Raw genomic sequence first — 18,551 nt, forward strand, 5'->3', positions numbered from 1 at the left:
CTTACTATTATTCAATCAATAAACAGAAACCAAAATAGAAATATTAACAAATTAAAAATTAATATTACCTAAATGCACTACGGGTTAATAAACTATATTTTTAAACGTTCCGTTTTTTAGGGAAGATTACACATTTAATTTTATATTTGGTAGATTATTAGAATCAGAATAATAAGAAATATATCCTAATCCATTATTTTTCATTTCAATAGCATTTATTCCATTTGATAAAGGGTAGGAGATATCAGTTACATTTGCTTCGTTAGCAGAATCTCTAACACGTAAATATACACTTTCACCAGAAGGAATACCACTTACAAACATAACGCTAGTTGTTTTTTCCGAAAAAACTATTCCTGTTGGATTTTCGTAAGCATTGTAATTTCCAATTTTGTATTCTTTATTGATAGAAGCTATTGTTTTATATGCTTTATGTTCGTTAACACGATCTATTTTTTTGTATTTATTATCTAATAAACATTGTGCTAAAGATTTAACAAAAGGAGATGTAGTAATTCCATCAATTGTTTGTTGATTTACGCCTGAATTTAATTCTGAGAATAAATCATCTTTAAAAATTGTTGAATACTTTTTCTGATCAAACTTGTTTGAATTTTTTTGATAAAATTCCATCTTGGCAACACTTGCAAAATTTCCTTTGCCATCTAAAATTTCTAATTTGATAGAAGAAGGTTTTATTTGTGATGGAAAAGATATATTTCTTACATCATTTGTTTGCGTAAAATCTTGTGTAGAAATTTCAATATAAGTAGGGTCAGCTATAGTATTGTAACTAACTTTTACTTTTCCTAATAAACCATTTACTCCACCATCATTTCTTGGATAATAGATCATATAATCTAATGGTGTGTTTCCATCAAAAGCATAAATTAATGAAATAGGGAAAGTTTTTTCAGTAGAATTGTAGTTAGAATGATAAAGCGTATTGTAATCTCCATCAAATGATTGCTCTATGTTTTCCCCTGTTTGAAAACTTGATGCTGACGAACCTGTAACTAATGGAGAAACTTTCATATCCTTATAGTTTGAGAACTCATTTGTTTGTATTACACACTCCGAAGCTATTGGAGTAATTTGATCAGACGAGTAAAACTCAACTTCCGCAGCACTCGAGAAATTTCCTAGAGCAGCATTCACTTTTATTCTAATGACTGCTGGATTGATAATTTCTTTATCAAAATCAAATTTTTTAGATGTAGAATCTCCAGCCCATGTTATAGCACTCGTAGTCGCTGTTTTGAAATTTGTTGGATCACCTTTAGTTGAATATAAAATTTCAACATTTGTCCAAATTCCATTAGTACCTGTTTGCCTTGGAAAATAGGCAAGGGATTTTATAGATTTAACTTGACTGTTGAAACTAAAATCTAATTGATCTGGGATTCCATTTTGATTCCATTTAGAATGGTACATTGTCGTTAATATACCATCTGCGCTAAAAGTAGCTTCATTACCACTTTGTGCCTCTTGTTTAGAAGTAACACTAGAAACGGGCATTTTGTATTCCTGCGCAAAAGAATCTATACCAAGTAAAATCATACTTAGTAGGAAGTAATTTTTTTTCATAAATAATTTGTGTTAATTGATATTTTGTTGTTTAGACAAGTTAATTAATACATTTTATTTATAATCAGCTAGGAACCAATTTGAAAAAAAAATAAGGAAATGTTAAGAAATAAAGAATCCCTTTCTTTAATAATACAATTAAGAAAGAGATTCTAACTATTAAAGACATAATAAATGAAAAGATTTTTACTGCTTTTTGATAATTGTATTATTATTTCCCTCAATTATTTGAGGTAATTTACCATTTTTAGATAATGCTTTACGATAATATAATGTATTTCCTTCGCCAGCTAATTCAGCAGAAGTTAATCCATTAACAGATATTGTATTATTTGTTCCCATGATTTCAACTTTGGTACAATCTCCTTTCAAATTGATCACATGTCCACTTCCGCCAACTTCTACTTTTTGTCCCTTACAATCTAACGTTAGTTTTTTATTATTTCCATCAATTTCTATCTGCGCAAAAGAAAGGTGACTAATAAATAACATCGTAACAGCACATAATAATTTATTCATTTTCATTGTGATTTCTTTTTTGGTTACTTTTTAGAAATCAAGAATCGTGCACTTTCAATTAATAAAATCTAACTTTACAAAAATTTAACAAAATGACTTTAGTTGAGCTAAAACAATTGTTTTTAGATAAATTGCAATTACTATATGATAAAGAAGAAGCTTCTCATATTTTCATGATTTATGTAGAAGATAAGTTGAATCTTGATTTATCTAGCCGAGATGAAATTGAATTAACGACTGAAATTTTATCAGATTTAGAACAATTAAAAAAAGGTCAACCTATACAACATATTACTGGAAAAGCTTTTTTCTATAACGATTTCTTTTTTGTGAATGAACATACATTAATTCCTCGTCCAGAAACGGAAGAATTGGTTGAATTAATTAGAAATGATTATGCTCAAAATCAAGATATTTCTATGATTGATTTAGGAACAGGAACAGGATGTATTCCTATTTCGTTGGCAAAATTATTTCCAAATGCAAATGTTTCAGCATTAGATATTTCTGAAAATGCATTGAAAATAGCACAATCAAATGCTGAAAATTTAAAAGTTAATATAAATTTTTATCACAATAATTTACTGGAAGACATTCAATTAAACCATAAATTTGATGTAATTATTTCAAATCCACCTTATATCCGAAATCTTGAAAAAAAAGAAATGCATCAAAATGTTTTGAATTTTGAACCTCATTTGGCGCTTTTTGTTGAAAATGATGATGCTTTAATTTTTTATGAACGAGTAATAGATTTTGCTAAAAATCATTTGAAAGAGAATGGTAAAATTTATTGTGAAATCAATCAATATTTAGGAAAAGAGACAAAACAATTATTTCAAAAATTTTATCAAAATGTAATCATTCATAAAGATATTTCTGGAAATGATCGTATGCTAAGTGCTTCTAATCAATAATTATCTATAAGAATCTTGTTTTATTTTCTGAAAAGATTTAATTTTAATTCAATAATCGTTCGCAATTTGGTATTAAAATTGTTAGAACTGATTCTATTATTAAAACAATAAAAAAAAACAACTATGAAAAAATTATTTGTATTAGTGGCAGTTGCTTCATTATCATTTGCTACTTCTTGTAAACAAGAAACTTCAAAAACAACTGAAACTAATGTAACTGTAGATTCATTAGCGAATGATTCTACGACTGTTATCAAAGAAACGACAACTACAACAACTACATTATCAGAAACTGATGCAAAAGCGAAAGTAGANNAGATGAAGCAAAAGCGAAAGGTGATAAAGCTGCAACAGAAGCTGCACAAAAAGCTTATGACGATGCTAATAAAGCGTGGATTGATGCAAAAGCTGCTGTAAATAATGCTGCGCAAGATGTAAAAGATGGAGTGAATAATACTGTAGATAAAGTAGATGCAAAAGCTAATCAAGCAAAAGAAGATATTAAAACTGTTGCAAAAGATGCAAAAGCTGATATCAATGCAGCTGCAAAAGATGTGAAAGCAGAAGCGAAAGAAGCTGGAGAAAAAGCAAAAGAAGGATATAACAATACGTTAGATAAATTAAAAGCGAAATAATTTCAAAATAATTATTTCTAACTTAGCCTTGAGAAATCTCAAGGCTATTTTTTTATGTTAAATTTTAGAGAAGCAACAAAGACAGATGCGTTATCAATTGCAAGATTGATGATGTTAGCGATGGATAAAATCGTTTATGATTTTATCGGAAAAACAGATTATGAAGAAGGAGTTTTATTCTTGAAAAAATTAATTGAACAAGAAGAAAATCAATATAGTTATCAAAATACAGTTGTTGTAGAATATGATAATCAATTTGCTGGAACAACAACTTTTTATGACGGAGGAAAATTAGAAGAACTTCGAAAACCTGTTTTAGAATTATTGAAAAATGATTATAACCAAATTATTCATCCGCAAGATGAAACACAAGCAGGTGAAATATATATTGACACAATTGCAGTTTCTGAAGATTTTAGAGGGAAAGGAATAGGTTCTAAAATATTGGATTATTTGATTGATGAAATAGGAAATAAGCAAGGCAAAACATTAGGTTTATTGGTCGATTTTACAAACCCAAATGCAAAGAAATTGTACGAAAGAAAAGGTTTTGAAGTGGTTGGGGAAAAAATGTTGATGAGCGAAAATCATGAATATATGCAGTATAAACCAAAACAATAGATAATAAAAAAAGAGCTTTTCTTAAAGCTCTTTTTTTATTTCATTACTCCTAATTGTGTTAAGATTTTTTCTTCGTACGGATCGATTGTAAATTGTTCAAATTTCACAAAATCTTTTCCATTTTTTAAGTAACCTAATTGATAATTTTGACGAATAACAGCTTGATTCTCGAAACTTTCTAAAATTGGTAATTCAGAAATTGGACCTAAAATTTGTTCGTTTTTGGTTGAAATTAAACCAAAATGCATCAAATAATTCTCTTTTGATAAGAAATATGGAAAATAAGCTAATATATCTGGACGCTCAATTTTTAGTGAAGTAGCTTCTCCAAAAGTGGCAAAATTTTGATCGACTGGCGTTAAATATTCGTATTGATAATCTATAATCAACTGATTATTTTTATCAATCATTCCCCATTTTCCATCTTTTTCAACTCCAGCTAAACCAGCTCTAAAATCTGTACAACCATCATATTCGAACGGGATCACAACTTGATTTAATAAATCAATAAAACCCCATTTTCCATCTTTTTTTACAGCACAAATATTTTCAATAAATTCACTTGTTAAATCATATTCGAACGGAATCAAAATCTGGTTAGATTTTGTGATAATTCCCCACTTATTCTCCTTTTGCGCGCTATAGGCATTAACAGTTGTGAGCACAAGTTTTTGATATTGAAACGGAATAATTACATTTCCTTCTTTATCTATTAAACCAAATTGATTATCAATAGATATTGGTGCCAAATTGTTGCGATCGAAAACAGTTAAATCTTCAAATGTTGTTGTTTCTTTGTGAACAAAATTGTCAAACTGGTCTGTATCTTTTGGTGATATTTTAGTCATAATTCTATAATTCGACGTAAAATTAATTAATCAAAAATTAATAGTTTGTATATAAATATTAAAAAATCCAATTTTAAACACTTTTTGTAAATTAAATTCTTCCTTTTGTAGGAAAGCTTAAAATATAACCTATGAATATTTTTACTAAATTATTTTTTACTGCAACTATTATAATGAGTAGTTTTGTTACAGCTCAACAAGATGGTATAAACATTATTAATTTACCGACTACGATAAATAAAGACTATTCTTTTGAAGGAGTATGGAAAATTTCGAATGATGGAAATACATCTAACTATAAAATATCTGGAGGAAAATTGACAAATTATTTAAACAAAACAAGTCAGACTTTATTTCTTGATTTATATTTTGCTCCATCAAAAACATCTGTAGATTTATATAATTTACCGAATAAAATCAATACAAACGCACAATTAGGGCAGTTAGAAGGAAATGGAACAAGCTTCAATAACGTTACTATTACTTTTAAAGCTTCAGATCTTGAAACATTAGCACAAGGAGATTATACACCAGTTTTGTTATTGAAAGAAAAAGAATCAGGTTCTATTTTGAATTATAAAGTTTTGAGTAGTAAAATTTCTTTAGAATCTAATAATATTTTAATTGATAAAGTTGTAAAGAATGTAGAATTACCTCAGGTTACAGATGCTAATACTTTAGCTTCTACAAAGAATATAGACGCTACTTTATCTGATATATATACACCTGTAGAAAGTTCTTTGAACATAGCGAATGTAAATAAAAAACTAAAATTAGTTGGAGGTTGGAAATTAGAAATTGATTTCAATTCGTTGATGGTTACAATTGGTGGAGTTGATAATTCTATACAGAATTTAGATTATAAACCTACAAATGACTTAAAATTAATGGTATATTTTTCAAATCAAAATATAACAGGAATTAAAGAAATAGATGGATTTGAACTTCTAAATCTAGATGTTTCACCAATTTCTGCTTTTACTAAAATTGAAAAGCTAAATTTTACTACAAATATCACAAAATTGGTTCCCGCAGGTGAATATTATCCTATTTTAGTATTAACTGAAAAAAATGAGGAAGGAAAATATGTGATGAAATCAACGTTAAGTTTAGGTGAGAAATATATTTGGCAGTAAAATCTAAATAATATAAAAATAAAAAAGCAACGATTATTTCGTTGCTTTTTTTGTTAAATACTGTTCAAATTTCAATCCTTTTATGTTATAAGGATCAAATCCTTTGTATAAATCTTCTAATAATTGCATTACTTGAAAATAAGTAAATAATACTGAATATGAAGCTTGTTCTTGGTAAACAGGGATTTCTACTAAAAATAAAAATCGATCATATTTCGAAATCTGAACAGTATTCCCATCTTGATTCATCAAACCAATATAACTTCCGTCATAATCAGGTAGGTTATGAAAAATCTCAATAGCTTGTGATAAACTACCTTCTAAAGGTAATTCAGTTTCGACCTGTAAGTCGTCAGCGTAATTTTCAAAGAATATTTTCACAGTGCAAAAGTAAGAAATTTTAATCTATTTTAAGGAATTCCTTTTTTTTCGGGTTATAATTATTAAATTAGCATTCAAATTATGGAAAAAATGAGTTACGACATTATAGTTATTGGAAGTGGTCCTGGAGGATACGTTGCAGCAATTAGAGCAGCACAATTAGGTAAAAAAGTAGCAATCGTAGAAAAAGCTGAATTAGGTGGAATCTGCCTTAACTGGGGATGTATTCCTACAAAAGCTTTATTAAAATCTGCTCAAGTATTCAAATACTTAAATCATGCAGAAGATTTTGGAATTAACTTACCTTCAGATATTTCATTCGAATTTGGAAATGTTGTTTCTCGTAGTAGAGGAGTGGCGGATCGTATGAGTAAAGGTGTTCAATTCTTAATGAAGAAGAACAAAATTGAAGTAATTCAAGGTGAAGCAAAAGTTTTACCAGGAAAAAAAGTAAAAGTTACTGCAGCAGATGGTTCTGTTAGTGAATTATCTTCAGAAAATATAATTATTGCAACTGGTGCACGCTCTCGTGAATTACCTGCATTACCACAAGATGGTAAAAAAGTAATTGGTTACCGTGGTGCATTAGCAATGGAAAAGCAACCAAAATCAATGATTGTTGTAGGTTCTGGAGCGATTGGAGTTGAGTTTGCTCACTTCTACAATACATTAGGAACAAAAGTGACAATTGTAGAGTTTTTACCACGCATTGTAAATGTTGAAGATGAAGATATTTCGAAACAATTACAATTATCTCTTAAAAAATCTGGAATCAATATCTTAACAAATGCAGAAGTTACAGGAGTTGATACAACTGGAGATTTAGTAAAAGCAACAATTAAAACTGCAAAAGGAGAAGAAATTCTTGAAGCAGAAGTTGTTTTATCAGCAGCAGGAGTTGTTCCAAATACAGAAAATATTGGTCTTGAAGAAGTTGGTATTGCAACTGAAAGAGGTAAAATAGTTATCAATGATTTTTGTGAAACATCTGTAAAAGGATATTATGCAATTGGTGATGTTGTAAAAGGAGCAGATTTAGCTCACTTAGCATCTGCACAAGGTATTTTATGTGTTGAGCATATTGCTGGTGAAAAAGTAGAACCAATCGACTACGGAAACATCCCAGGTTGTACTTATTGTTCTCCAGAAATTGCATCTGTAGGATTAACAGAAGCAAAAGCTAAAGAAGCTGGATACGAAGTAAAAGTAGGAAAATTCCCATTCTCTGCAAACGGTAAAGCTGTTGCAAACGGAGCTGCTGATGGTTTTGTAAAAGTAGTTTTTGATGCGAAATATGGTGAATGGTTAGGATGTCACATGATTGGTGATGGAGTTACTGAAATGATTGCAGAAGCAGTTGTAGCCCGTAAATTAGAAACTACTGCACATGAAATTATGAAATCTGTTCACGCGCACCCTACAATGGCAGAAGCTATTATGGAAGCGGTAGAAGATGCATATGGACATGCAATTCATATCTAAGAAATAAATTTAAAATTTATAGTTGAAGCAGCCTTTTGGCTGCTTTTTTATTTTACCAAATCGTTAATTTTTTGCGTTATGTATATTGAATTTGTTTTTTAACTATCTTTATAATAATAATTTAAAAACAGATATAATATGAAAAAATTTTATTCTTTAGTAGTAATTACTGCATTATCTTCTTTATCATTTGGACAAGTTGTGATTAGTCAAGTTTATGGTGGAGGAGGAAATTCGGGCGCAAAATATACGCATGATTTTATTGAGTTGTTTAATAGAGGCTCTTAAGCTGTTACATTAAAAGGTCATTCACTTCAATATGCTTCTGCTACAGGTAATGTTAGTGCAGCTAATACACAAGTATTAGCAGATATTACAATTCAGCCAGGTAAATATTATTTAATTCAACAAGCTAAAGGTAATAGTGGAACAGATGCATTGCCAACTCCAGACCAAATTCCTGCTACAGCTCTTGCATTAGGAGCCATGAACGGTAAAGTAGCACTTGTATCTAATGTTGATCCAATAACTGATGTAACAGATAAAGATATCGTTGATTTTGTAGGTTTTGGAACGTCTAATGAATATGAAGGATCTGGTCCTACTGCGGCTTTATCTAATACTGATTCTGCTCAAAGAAAGTTAAAAGGATGTCAAGATACAAATGATAATAAGAATGATTTTGACGTAGCTGCTGCTGCTCCTAGAAATGGACAAACGGCTGCAAATGTTTGTACAAATTTGAGTACAGATAATTTAACATTAACTAAAGCAGTTTCTAATACATTATGGACAAATACAGCTTCTTTCAATGTAAAAGATAAAACAATTGTAGAAGTTTACAATATTAACGGACAATTGGTAAAATCTTTCGAAGTTAAAGGTGTTCAAAATGTAGATGTTTCTTCATTAGTTAAAGGGACGTATGTAGTTAAAACTACTTCTAACGGAAAATCTTCTACTCAAAAAGTAGTAAAAAAATAAGAAAGAATATATTGTTAATCTAACAAAAAAGCGATTCAGTTTACTGAATCGCTTTTATTTATTCTTCTAATTTCTGAATCTTAAAACCTGCATCTGTCACAGCTTCTACAACTTCTTCTTCATCTTCGGTTGTTGTCACAGTCAGTACTTTTCGTTCATCAGAAGTATCAACTTTCCAATTGTCTTTACCTACAGCTTCGTCCAAAAAAGGTTTTACAGATTTGATACAGCTGTCACAATTTATATTTGTTTTGAATTTCAATTCGCTCATAACTTTACAATTTAGACTCAAATTTATAAAGATTTCATAAGATTAAAAAAACGTTTAAGTAATATTTGATTTCGAAATTTAAATAAAAATCAATGAAGCGTAATCTTGATGTTGTTGTTATTTCGGATGTGCATTTAGGAACTTTTGGTTGCAAAGCACAAGAGCTGTTAGCTTATCTACAGTCAATCAATCCAAAAAAAATTATTCTCAATGGTGATATTGTGGATATTTGGAATTTTAAGAAAAGTTATTTCCCAGAAACGCATCTTCAAATTATTAGTTATTTGTTAAATCTTTCAGAACAAGGAATTCCAATCGTTTATATAACAGGAAATCATGACGAATTGTTACGTAAATTTACCACAATGCGTTTTGGAAATATTCTTTTAACGGATAAATATATGTTGAAACAAAATGATAAAGTCGCTTGGATTTTTCATGGAGATGTGTTTGATGCATCGATTCAACATTCGAAATGGATTGCGAAATTAGGTGGTTGGGGTTATGATAAATTAATTCAGTTGAATTATTTTATCAATAAATGTTTAGAGTTTTTTGGAAGAGAACGTTATTCGTTATCTCAAAAGATTAAAAATTCAGTGAAAAAAGCGGTGAAGCATATCAATGATTTTGAACAAACTGCTGCCGAATTAGCGATCGAAAATGAATATGATTATGTAGTTTGTGGACATATTCATCAACCACAATTGCGAAAAGTAAAAACGGATAAAGGAATTTGTGTTTATATGAATTCGGGGGATTGGATTGAGAATTTATCTGCTTTAGAATGTGTAGACGGAAATTGGTCAGTGTTTTATTTTGAAGAACATAAACATACTTTGATGCAAAATTTAGAAGAAATCGAGTTCAATTATTCGTTAGATGAACTGATTGTTTCAATTCTCAATAAAAAATAAATGAAAATTTTATACGCTTTGCAAGGAACAGGAAATGGACATTTGGCTCGTGCGCAAAAAATGTTACCAATCCTTGAAGAATATGGAGATTTGAATGTTTTTGTGAGTGGTTCTAATTCACAATTACAACTCGAAAATTATCAATTTAAACATCACAATGGCTTGTCGTTGTTTTATAATCAGCTTGGGAAAGTTTCGTATAAACGAATTTTTAAGGAGAATAGTTTTAAATCTTTTTGGAATGAAGTGAATCATTTTCCAATTGAAAAATATGATTTAATTATTAATGATTTTGAGCCAATTACGGCACATGCAGCTCGAAAGAAAAAGATAAATATTGTTGGTTTGAGTCATCAAGCTTCATTTTTATTTGATGAAACACCAACAGTGAAAAATAAAACGGGCGAAACGATTTTAAAATATTACGCACCAACTTCTAAGTATTACGGTTTTCATTTCGAAGAATATAATGATGCTATTTTTTTACCAATCATTCGAGATAAAATTAGAGCATTGCGTCCAAAACGAAAAGATTACTATTTGGTGTATTTACCAAGTTTTCATCCAACAGAAATTATGGAGAAATTATCACTGATTAAAGATTCAAAATGGAAAGTTTTTTCACCTTTTGTGAAAGATGTTACGCGTCAATTTAATGTTCAAATTTATCCAATTGATGAACGTCTTTTTACTAGAACTTTAGAAAATTGTAAAGGAGTTTTGTGCGGTGCTGGTTTCGAATTGCCTGCCGAAAGTATTTATCTTAAAAAGAAGCTTTTTGTGATTCCGATTAAAGGTCAATACGAACAATTATGTAATTGCGAAGCTTTAAAAATGATTGGCGTTGATTATTCATATGATTTGAATGTAGCACAATTGCAACGTTGGGTGGATTCGAATAAAATTATTGAGAAAGATTTCCCAGATCAAACCGAAGAAATCATTCAGAAAGTAATTTTAGAAGCATCCCATTAATTATTTTTCCAGAAAGCAGGCGTAAATAAAATTAAGATTGTATAAAGCTCTAATCGTCCCAAAACCATTAAAAAACAACATAATAATTTTGCACTATCCGTTAAAGAATTCATTGAAGTACCCGGACCAAATTCGCCAATTCCCGGACCTACGTTTCCTAAAGTGGAAGCAGTTAATGTTAAAGAGGCCAAAATATCTTGGAAACTCATTGTTATACCATAATTCAAAAGCGCAAACAAAATAGAACTCACAATCCATGTAAACATAAACATGACAAAGAATGCCATGACGTGGAAAACAATAGATTGGTTAAGCGAACGATTGTTATAACGAACAGGAATAATTGCGTTTGGGTGTAAAATACGCTTAAATTCGATCCAACTATTTTTTAATAAAATGACGTGTCTAATAACTGTAATTCCTCCAGATGTAGAACCTGCCGAACCTCCGATGAAGAACAAAGAGAAGAAAATAAGTGTGGTTACGGTTAACCAACTTGTGTAATCTTCCATTGCCAAAGCTGTTGTAGATGCGATAGATACAACGTGGAATAATGAACTTCTGAATGAATGTTCGAAATTAAACCACGAATAGGTTTCGACGGAATAACTAGGGTAAATATTGAAAAATAATACAACAAAAACGATAAATGTAACGACAGCAAGTAAACCAACCCACCAACGGAATTCTTCATTTTTCCATACTTTTTTGAATTGTCCTTTAATCAATAAATAAATCAATGCGAAGTTTGTTCCGCCCAAAAACATCATCACGATTAATACATATTGAATAAAAATATTGTTATTCCAATACATCAAACCTTCATTCTTAGTAGAAAAACCTGCCGTTGCAATCACACTCATCGAATGATTTGCAGCATCAAATAAATTCATTCCACCAAAATAAAGCAACATCGCAAAAAAAGCAGTTAAGCCTAAATAAACTAACCAAAGGTTTTTTGCTGTTTCTGTAATTCGAGGGTGAATTTTATCCGTATAAATTCCAGGCGCTTCTGCCATAAAAAGCTGTCGACCACCAATTCCAAGAAACGGTAAAATCGCAATCGTCAAAACGATAATCCCCATACCACCAATCCAATTGGTTGTACTTCGCCAAAATAATATACTTTTTGGGAGACTTTCTACATCATCATAAATTGATGTCCCAGTCGCTGTATAACCAGAAACGGTTTCGTAAATAATGTTGACAAAACTAAAATTTTCATTGATGATATGATCGTTTGGTAGAAATATTAACGAGGTAACATAGGGTAAACACCCCGAAAGAATCAAGAAAAGCCATCCGACACAAACCACGATATAACCTTCGCGTTTGTTGATGTGTTTTCTTCTGTCACGCGTAAAATACATCATTGCAGCTCCCGACAATCCCACTAAACTCCCCGAAACTAAAAAAGGGTAGAGTAGATGATCATTAAAATAAATGCTGACACATGTTGCAATAAACATAAAGAGCGCATTTAATAGTAATAAAACACCCGAAAGATTCAGGATTACTTTGATGTTAAGTGATTTCATTATTTAAAATATTTGGTCACTTTTGGAATTAAATTCGCTTGACTAAAAACAACGACGTGATCTTTTGGTTCGATAATGAAATCTTTTGTTGGAATAAATCCATCATTTCTGCGAACAATTCCAGCAATAATAGCACCGTCTTTAAACGGAAAATCGCTTACTTTTTTGAATGCGATTTCAGAATTTTCGTGAATACGGAATTCTAAAACTTCAGCATCTAAATCAGAAATTCCTGTTACATCCATCACAGAACCTTGTCGAATATAACGGAAAATACTATCTGCGGTTAAGAGTTTTTTATTGATAAAAGCGTTAATTCCAACTTCTTGACTAAGATGTATATAGTCGATATTTTCGACCAAAGCAATTGTTTTTTTAACGCCTTTTGATTTTGCCAAAAGACATGACATAATATTCGTTTCCGAACTTCCTGTCACAGCGATAAAAGCATCCGAATCAGAAATACCTTCTTCCAATAACAATTCTCCATCTCGACCATCACCATTGATAATCAAAATGTTATTTAAATCGTCAGCTAAATCAAAAGCTTTGTTTCGATTGATTTCTAATAACTTAACATTGTGCTTGTTATCTTTTAAAAGTTTGGCAACTTTGACACCAATACTTCCTCCTCCTAAAACAATTACATTTTTGAAATATTCTTGTTTCTTTCCAAGGATTTTATAAACTTCTAAAATTCCAGCTTTTTTGACAATAAAATAAACGTGATCATCTATTCTAAATTCAGTTTCGGCTTCGGGAATAATGGTTTGATATTCGCCACGTTCGTTGCTACGAATTATTGCAATTGGCATCAAAAGATTGTCTTCGCCACCTTTCGTCGTCAAATACATGTCTTTGTACTGCTTGTCCAAAATTTTACAATCCGCATCCAAAACAGTTCCAACCATAAAAAGTTGACCATTTGCAAAGGGATGCATCGCATTGAAAGCAGATTGTTGAACAAGAGAATAAATCTCATCAGCCGCTAATTTCTCAGGACTAATTAATGCATCAATTCCCATTCCTTGAACCCAAAATTGATTTTCTTTGTAAAGAAATTCAGGATTCGAAATTCGAGCTAATGTGCGTTTTGCCCCTAAATCTTTCGCAATCGAAGCACTTGTAAGGTTTGTGTTTTGAAGATGAGTGACCGATATAAAAATATCTGTATCATCAATTCCAACTTCTCGCAAAGCCTTGAAAGAAGTGATATCACCACGATAAGCCATTACATCTAACGAGTTTTCGATCATCAACAACTTGTCCTTGTCCATGTCCATGATGACGATGTCGTTCATTTCATTAGAAAGTAATTTAGCCAAATGAAAACCAACTTCTCCAGCACCTCCGATTAATATTTTCATGAAAGAAATTTAGGATAAAACTATTTTGACGTTTCTTTTTGTCCCATTAACATTAGGAACGATTTCAAGAATTCGTCTATATCACCGTTCATTACAGCATCCACATTACCTGTTTCAGTTCCTGTTCTGACGTCTTTTACCAATTTGTATGGATGCATCACATAATTACGAATTTGAGAACCCCATTCGATTTTCATCTTATTTGCCTCGATCTCATTACGTGCAGCCATTTTTTTCTCTAACTCAATCTTATACAATTCAGATTTTAACATCTCCATTGCACGTTCGCGATTGGCTAACTGAGAACGTTCAACCTGACAAACAACTACAATCCCAGTTGGTTTGTGCGTTAACTGAACTTTAGTTTCTACCTTATTTACATTTTGCCCTCCAGCTCCTCCAGAACGAGACGTTTGTAATTCGATATCAGCAGGATTGATTTCAATCTCGATTGTATCATCCACAATTGGGGAAACATAAACCGAAACGAAACTTGTGTGACGCTTTGCATTACTATCAAAAGGCGAAATACGCACCAAACGATGCACACCATTTTCTCCTTTTAGATAACCAAAAGCAAATTCGCCATCAACTTCTAATGTTACCGTTTTTACACCTGTAACATCACCCGCTTGATAGTTTAATTCTTTTACTTTATATCCATGTTTTTCGGCCCACATCAAATACATACGCAACAACATAGAAGCCCAATCACAAGATTCTGTACCTCCAGCTCCCGCAGTAATTTGAAGAATTGCACCAAGATTATCTCCTTCTTCTGAAAGCATATTCTTGAATTCTATATCTTCTAAAAGCTTAGCAACAACAGTATATTGTTCCATAACTTCTTCGTCACTTACCTCGCCTTCGCGGTTAAATTCTACTAAAACTTCGACATCATTTACTGCATTTGCAATCGTTTGGTATTCATCAATCCATTTCTTTTTACCACGTAAAACTTTCATAAAAGCTTCGGCTTCTTTCGGGTTGTTCCAAAATTCAGGTGAAGCAGCGTGTTCTTCTTCATTTTGAACTTCGATTTCTTTTTGTTCGATTTCCAAATATTCGTGCAAATCTTGTGTACGTTTTTGGATGTCTTTTAGTAATTCGTTGTTAAACATAATTGCAAATGTATAAAAATAGGGGATTTTATGAACACGAGGTTAAGCATTAATCACTTTATCATCTTTTCCGTTCCAAGAAAGAATTTTATAAGTAAAACCGTCTTCCGTTTTAATTTCTTGGTCTTTCAGCATCAAAAAAGTATCGTCCCAATCACCATCATCATAACTAATTACCCAGAATAATTGGTTGAACAACAAACCTTCCAAAATATACAAAAGTTCCTCAACAGAATCTACTTCGTAAGTTGTAAAAGGAAAAGAAGATTTGATCCAAATCTTATCATCATCCGAAGTCTGAATATAAAGATCACCAAAAGTCGATTTGTATTCATTCTCGATATGGAATTCTAATAATTCGGTATCTTTTTTGTGAAGCCCTGTAAAATCTGGAATTGCTTCAATGATTTGATTGTATATTTTGATTGAAAAATCGTTCATCTTTCTAAAATTAGCTTGCAAAAATAAACGATATTATCTAATTCTGACACGATATTTATGTTCAATAAATCGAAAAAAGTTAAATAATTTGTATTCAAAATCATAACCATAGTCAACAGAAGGATCTAAATCTATACTTACTGCATACAAATCTGGATTATATGTCATTGGTTGCATATGTCGTTGATTCCAAATCATCACATATTGGCGATTTTTTTGTTCGTAATATTCTTTTGAATAATATTCTTTGGGTAATGCAGTTGTTTTTAAATAAATATCATATTGAGGATCAAATACAACAATATCATAATCGCCATCTTCATTCGGCTCGAATTTTAATGAATTCTCATCTTTATTCGGCACTGAATTTTGTGTGGATTGATTGGTTGTACAAGCAAAAAATAGGAGAGAAACGCTGAAGAATAAAAATAGCTTTTTCATAATTTTTTAATTTGATTAAATATATTGAAAAATAACGATATTAAGTGTTTATATCTACATTTACACTTATATTCTAATAATTTAGAATTACATGAATAGTAGTTCTGAAATATAAATGTTTATTTCATATTATTTATATATATATCTAAGAGACATTGAAAAATTATCATCATGAAATTTATTAATTTAATATTTTATAAGATATAATTTTGGTATAAATATAAAGTTTAAGTTAAAAATGTAACTTTATAGCAATAGTTCTTAAAGTTATCCCGAGATTGTATCCGATAGCAGATTCTAACTCTGTTATCTAAAATATATATGACAAATCACTTTATAGGAATAGGAAAATATATTCCAACTGAAAAAATATCAAATCATTTTTTTGAAGAACATCAATTTTTTAATGAACAAGGAGAAATTTTAGATCAAAATAATGCTACAATTTCGCATAAATTAAAACAAATAACAGGAATAGAAGAACGTCGATATGCCAGAAAAGATCAAGTAACATCAGACTTAGGCTATATGGCAGCTGCTTCAGCCATCACAAATGCAAATATCGACGCAGAAACTATTGATTATATTATATTCGCTCATAATTTTGGAGATGTAAAACACGATACGATTCAGTCTGATATGGTGCCAAGTCTTGCTGCAAGAGTAAAAAATTTATTGAAAATTCAAAATCCTTATTGTGTTGCTTACGATGTTATTTTTGGTTGTCCAGGTTGGGTAGAAGGTGTTATACAAGCCAATGCATTTATAAAAGCTGGATTAGCAAAAAGATGTTTGGTAATTGGTGCTGAAACTCTTTCGAGAGTAGTAGATGAACACGACCGAGATACAATGATATATGCAGATGGCGCTGGTGCAGCAATATTAGAAGCTTCTACAAACAATAAAGGAATACAAGCCCATTTATCTGCCTCTTATGCAAACGAAGAAAAAGATTATCTGTTTTTTGGAAAATCGTATAATTCAGAAAAATGTCCGAATACCAAATACATCAAAATGTATGGTAGAAAAATCTATGAGTTTGCTTTATCCAAAGTACCTTTAGCAATGAAAAAATGTGTTGATGATAGCTCATATAATATTGACGATATCAGTAAAATAGTGATTCATCAAGCCAACGAAAAAATGGACGAAGCAATCGTAAAACGCTTTTATAGTTTATATGATCAAGATGTGCCAAAAAATATTATGCCAATGAATATTCATAAACTTGGCAATAGTAGTGTGGCAACAATTCCAATTCTTTTGAAAATGATTATGGATAATGATTTAGAAAATCACCAGATAAATGAAGGCGATGTGGTATTATTTGCATCTGTTGGCGCAGGCATGAATATAAACACGTTTATTTACCAATTTTAACGATATCAATCATGATAAGTTCTAATCACAATTAGATTAGAACTTTTTATCATATAGAATTCTCTAGAAATTAATACCATTTAATTCATTAAAACTTATTACCTTTGCAACGTACTTAAGAAGATATTTTGTCTTAATAGTTTACAATTGTATTCTTTATTTTACTTTTTTTAATTCACTAATTGACCTAGTCAATATAATTTTAACTTCTGTTTTCTAAAACGTATACTTGTAAGTTTTACTACATTATAATATAAATGTTGTCGGATAATTAATTCATGTTTTCTTAGGTTTTATCAGTATTAAAAACAAAAAATCTATACAAACATTTATGGCAGATTCTACATCTAAAAAAGAAAATAGCAAAAAGAAAGCTTTAAAAAAATTAGAAAAATTAAACAAAAGAGAGAATAGAAAAGAGAATAACAACAAAGGAAAATCATTAGAAGATATGATTGTCTATGTTGATGTACTTGGTAATTTTACAGATGTACCACCTCATTTACAAGACAAAGAAGCCGATTTGCTGAATAATAAAAGATTTGAATCTGATAACAGAGATGTTTTTATAGAAGGTATGGTTGATATCTACAACGATTCAAAAGGTTTTGGTTTTATTAAAGTACCAGCTTCTAACGATAAAATCTTCTTCCACTTCAAAGAATCAAAAGAATTACTTAAAGTAGGAGATCAAGTACAGTTCAAAAAAGAAATGTCTGAAAAAGGATTCAGAGCAATTCAAATATCAAAAAAATAAATTAATTAAATATACAACTATGCAAGAAGGAACAGTAAAATTCTTCAACGAATCAAAAGGGTTTGGTTTTATCTCTAACGCAAACGGAGGTGAAGATGTTTTTGTACATGTTTCTGGATTAATTGACAAAGTAAATGAAAATGATCAAGTTACTTTTGATATTGAAAAAGGAAAAAAAGGTCTTATGGCTGTTAATGTAAAAAGAAAATAAAAAAAGAATCCTTATATAAGGA

Annotated in this window: 22 protein-coding genes; 12 read left to right on the plus strand and 10 right to left on the minus strand. The window is 30.4% G+C overall.

The genetic code is table 11. From position 1 onward, the window contains the following. Positions 1–126: 126 nt before the first annotated feature. Both B4L98_RS12420 and B4L98_RS12425 read right to left on the minus strand, forming a co-directional pair. Positions 127–1,587, minus strand: coding sequence for a discoidin domain-containing protein (locus B4L98_RS12420; RefSeq protein ID WP_286494929.1), 1,461 nt, complete (start codon positions 1,585–1,587; stop codon positions 127–129). A gap of 186 nt (positions 1,588–1,773) precedes the next feature. Next, positions 1,774–2,106, minus strand: a complete 333-nt coding sequence (locus B4L98_RS12425) for a DUF3060 domain-containing protein (protein ID WP_160279610.1) — start codon at positions 2,104–2,106, stop codon at positions 1,774–1,776. Positions 2,107–2,198: 92 nt separating this feature from the next. On the opposite strand from B4L98_RS12425, the gene prmC reads away from it, so the two are divergent. From prmC to B4L98_RS12440, 3 genes are all read left to right on the plus strand, one after another. Continuing rightward, entirely contained in the window at positions 2,199–3,023 is an 825-nt protein-coding gene (prmC, locus tag B4L98_RS12430) for a peptide chain release factor N(5)-glutamine methyltransferase (RefSeq protein WP_125350425.1), read from the plus strand. Between the two features lie 446 nt (positions 3,024–3,469). Further along, complete coding sequence (locus B4L98_RS12435; RefSeq protein WP_219033999.1) at positions 3,470–3,658, plus strand: hypothetical protein; 189 nt, start codon at positions 3,470–3,472, stop codon at positions 3,656–3,658. A 54-nt stretch (positions 3,659–3,712) separates the two neighbouring features. Beyond that, a complete protein-coding gene (locus tag B4L98_RS12440; RefSeq protein ID WP_219033998.1) occupies positions 3,713–4,279 on the plus strand; it encodes a GNAT family N-acetyltransferase in 567 nt (188 codons plus the stop codon). Positions 4,280–4,314: 35 nt separating this feature from the next. Here B4L98_RS12440 and B4L98_RS12445 read toward each other — a convergent pair whose 3' ends face one another. Next, positions 4,315–5,127, minus strand: a complete 813-nt coding sequence (locus B4L98_RS12445) for a WG repeat-containing protein (protein ID WP_291078344.1) — start codon at positions 5,125–5,127, stop codon at positions 4,315–4,317. A gap of 131 nt (positions 5,128–5,258) precedes the next feature. Here B4L98_RS12445 and B4L98_RS12450 point away from each other — a divergent pair, with 131 nt between their 5' ends. Beyond that, positions 5,259–6,263 (plus strand): hypothetical protein, encoded by a 1,005-nt coding sequence (locus B4L98_RS12450; RefSeq protein ID WP_286494927.1) that lies wholly within the window; start codon positions 5,259–5,261, stop codon positions 6,261–6,263. Between the two features lie 33 nt (positions 6,264–6,296). On the opposite strand, the gene B4L98_RS12455 is transcribed toward B4L98_RS12450, so the two are convergent. Beyond that, positions 6,297–6,644 carry a hypothetical protein gene (locus B4L98_RS12455; RefSeq protein WP_219033995.1) on the minus strand — a complete coding sequence of 116 codons (348 nt, stop codon included), beginning with the start codon at positions 6,642–6,644 and terminating at the stop codon, positions 6,297–6,299. Between the two features lie 90 nt (positions 6,645–6,734). Here B4L98_RS12455 and lpdA point away from each other — a divergent pair, with 90 nt between their 5' ends. From lpdA to B4L98_RS12470, 3 genes are all read left to right on the plus strand, one after another. Further along, a complete protein-coding gene (lpdA, locus tag B4L98_RS12460; protein WP_286494926.1) occupies positions 6,735–8,126 on the plus strand; it encodes a dihydrolipoyl dehydrogenase in 1,392 nt (463 codons plus the stop codon). Positions 8,127–8,264: 138 nt separating this feature from the next. Beyond that, entirely contained in the window at positions 8,265–8,414 is a 150-nt protein-coding gene (locus B4L98_RS12465; protein ID WP_280038151.1) for a hypothetical protein, read from the plus strand. A 150-nt stretch (positions 8,415–8,564) separates the two neighbouring features. Beyond that, on the plus strand, positions 8,565–9,110 hold the full coding sequence (locus tag B4L98_RS12470; RefSeq protein WP_286494925.1) for a T9SS type A sorting domain-containing protein: 546 nt from the start codon (positions 8,565–8,567) through the stop codon (positions 9,108–9,110). A gap of 58 nt (positions 9,111–9,168) precedes the next feature. Here the strand turns inward: B4L98_RS12470 and B4L98_RS12475 are convergent, their stop codons facing one another. After that, positions 9,169–9,381 (minus strand): hypothetical protein, encoded by a 213-nt coding sequence (locus B4L98_RS12475; protein ID WP_180906652.1) that lies wholly within the window; start codon positions 9,379–9,381, stop codon positions 9,169–9,171. A 92-nt stretch (positions 9,382–9,473) separates the two neighbouring features. On the opposite strand from B4L98_RS12475, the gene B4L98_RS12480 reads away from it, so the two are divergent. Both B4L98_RS12480 and B4L98_RS12485 read left to right on the plus strand, forming a co-directional pair. Further along, positions 9,474–10,298, plus strand: a complete 825-nt coding sequence (locus B4L98_RS12480) for a UDP-2,3-diacylglucosamine diphosphatase (RefSeq protein ID WP_038335849.1) — start codon at positions 9,474–9,476, stop codon at positions 10,296–10,298. Continuing rightward, entirely contained in the window at positions 10,299–11,273 is a 975-nt protein-coding gene (locus B4L98_RS12485; protein ID WP_286494924.1) for a glycosyltransferase family protein, read from the plus strand. It abuts the gene before it with no gap. On the opposite strand, the gene B4L98_RS12490 is transcribed toward B4L98_RS12485, so the two are convergent. The 5 genes from B4L98_RS12490 to B4L98_RS12510 are packed head-to-tail and all read right to left on the minus strand — an operon-like array spanning position 11,270 to position 16,181. Next, positions 11,270–12,811: a TrkH family potassium uptake protein gene (locus B4L98_RS12490; RefSeq protein ID WP_180906655.1), complete on the minus strand. Its 1,542-nt coding sequence runs from the start codon at positions 12,809–12,811 to the stop codon at positions 11,270–11,272. The genes B4L98_RS12485 and B4L98_RS12490 overlap by 4 nt on opposite strands. After that, complete coding sequence (gene trkA / locus B4L98_RS12495; protein WP_291078346.1) at positions 12,811–14,178, minus strand: Trk system potassium transporter TrkA; 1,368 nt, start codon at positions 14,176–14,178, stop codon at positions 12,811–12,813. The genes B4L98_RS12490 and trkA overlap by 1 nt, the downstream gene beginning before the upstream one ends. Positions 14,179–14,198: 20 nt before the next feature. Next, positions 14,199–15,299 (minus strand): peptide chain release factor 2, encoded by a 1,101-nt coding sequence (prfB, locus tag B4L98_RS12500; protein WP_286494922.1) that lies wholly within the window; start codon positions 15,297–15,299, stop codon positions 14,199–14,201. A gap of 42 nt (positions 15,300–15,341) precedes the next feature. Further along, entirely contained in the window at positions 15,342–15,740 is a 399-nt protein-coding gene (locus B4L98_RS12505; protein ID WP_038335837.1) for a hypothetical protein, read from the minus strand. Between the two features lie 33 nt (positions 15,741–15,773). Beyond that, entirely contained in the window at positions 15,774–16,181 is a 408-nt protein-coding gene (locus tag B4L98_RS12510; protein ID WP_038335835.1) for a DUF6146 family protein, read from the minus strand. Between the two features lie 321 nt (positions 16,182–16,502). Between B4L98_RS12510 and B4L98_RS12515 the strand changes: the two genes are divergently transcribed. The 3 genes from B4L98_RS12515 to B4L98_RS12525 all read left to right on the plus strand — a co-directional run bounded on the left by B4L98_RS12515 (position 16,503) and on the right by B4L98_RS12525 (position 18,529). Continuing rightward, complete coding sequence (locus tag B4L98_RS12515; RefSeq protein ID WP_286494921.1) at positions 16,503–17,561, plus strand: 3-oxoacyl-ACP synthase III family protein; 1,059 nt, start codon at positions 16,503–16,505, stop codon at positions 17,559–17,561. A gap of 331 nt (positions 17,562–17,892) precedes the next feature. After that, positions 17,893–18,318, plus strand: coding sequence for a cold shock domain-containing protein (locus B4L98_RS12520; RefSeq protein ID WP_038335861.1), 426 nt, complete (start codon positions 17,893–17,895; stop codon positions 18,316–18,318). A 19-nt stretch (positions 18,319–18,337) separates the two neighbouring features. Beyond that, complete coding sequence (locus tag B4L98_RS12525) at positions 18,338–18,529, plus strand: cold-shock protein (protein ID WP_135837000.1); 192 nt, start codon at positions 18,338–18,340, stop codon at positions 18,527–18,529. Positions 18,530–18,551: the final 22 nt, after the last annotated feature.

It is taken from the genome of Empedobacter sp. UBA5528, assembly GCF_002426075.1.
GTDB classification, from domain to species: Bacteria; Bacteroidota; Bacteroidia; order Flavobacteriales; family Weeksellaceae; genus Empedobacter; species Empedobacter falsenii_B.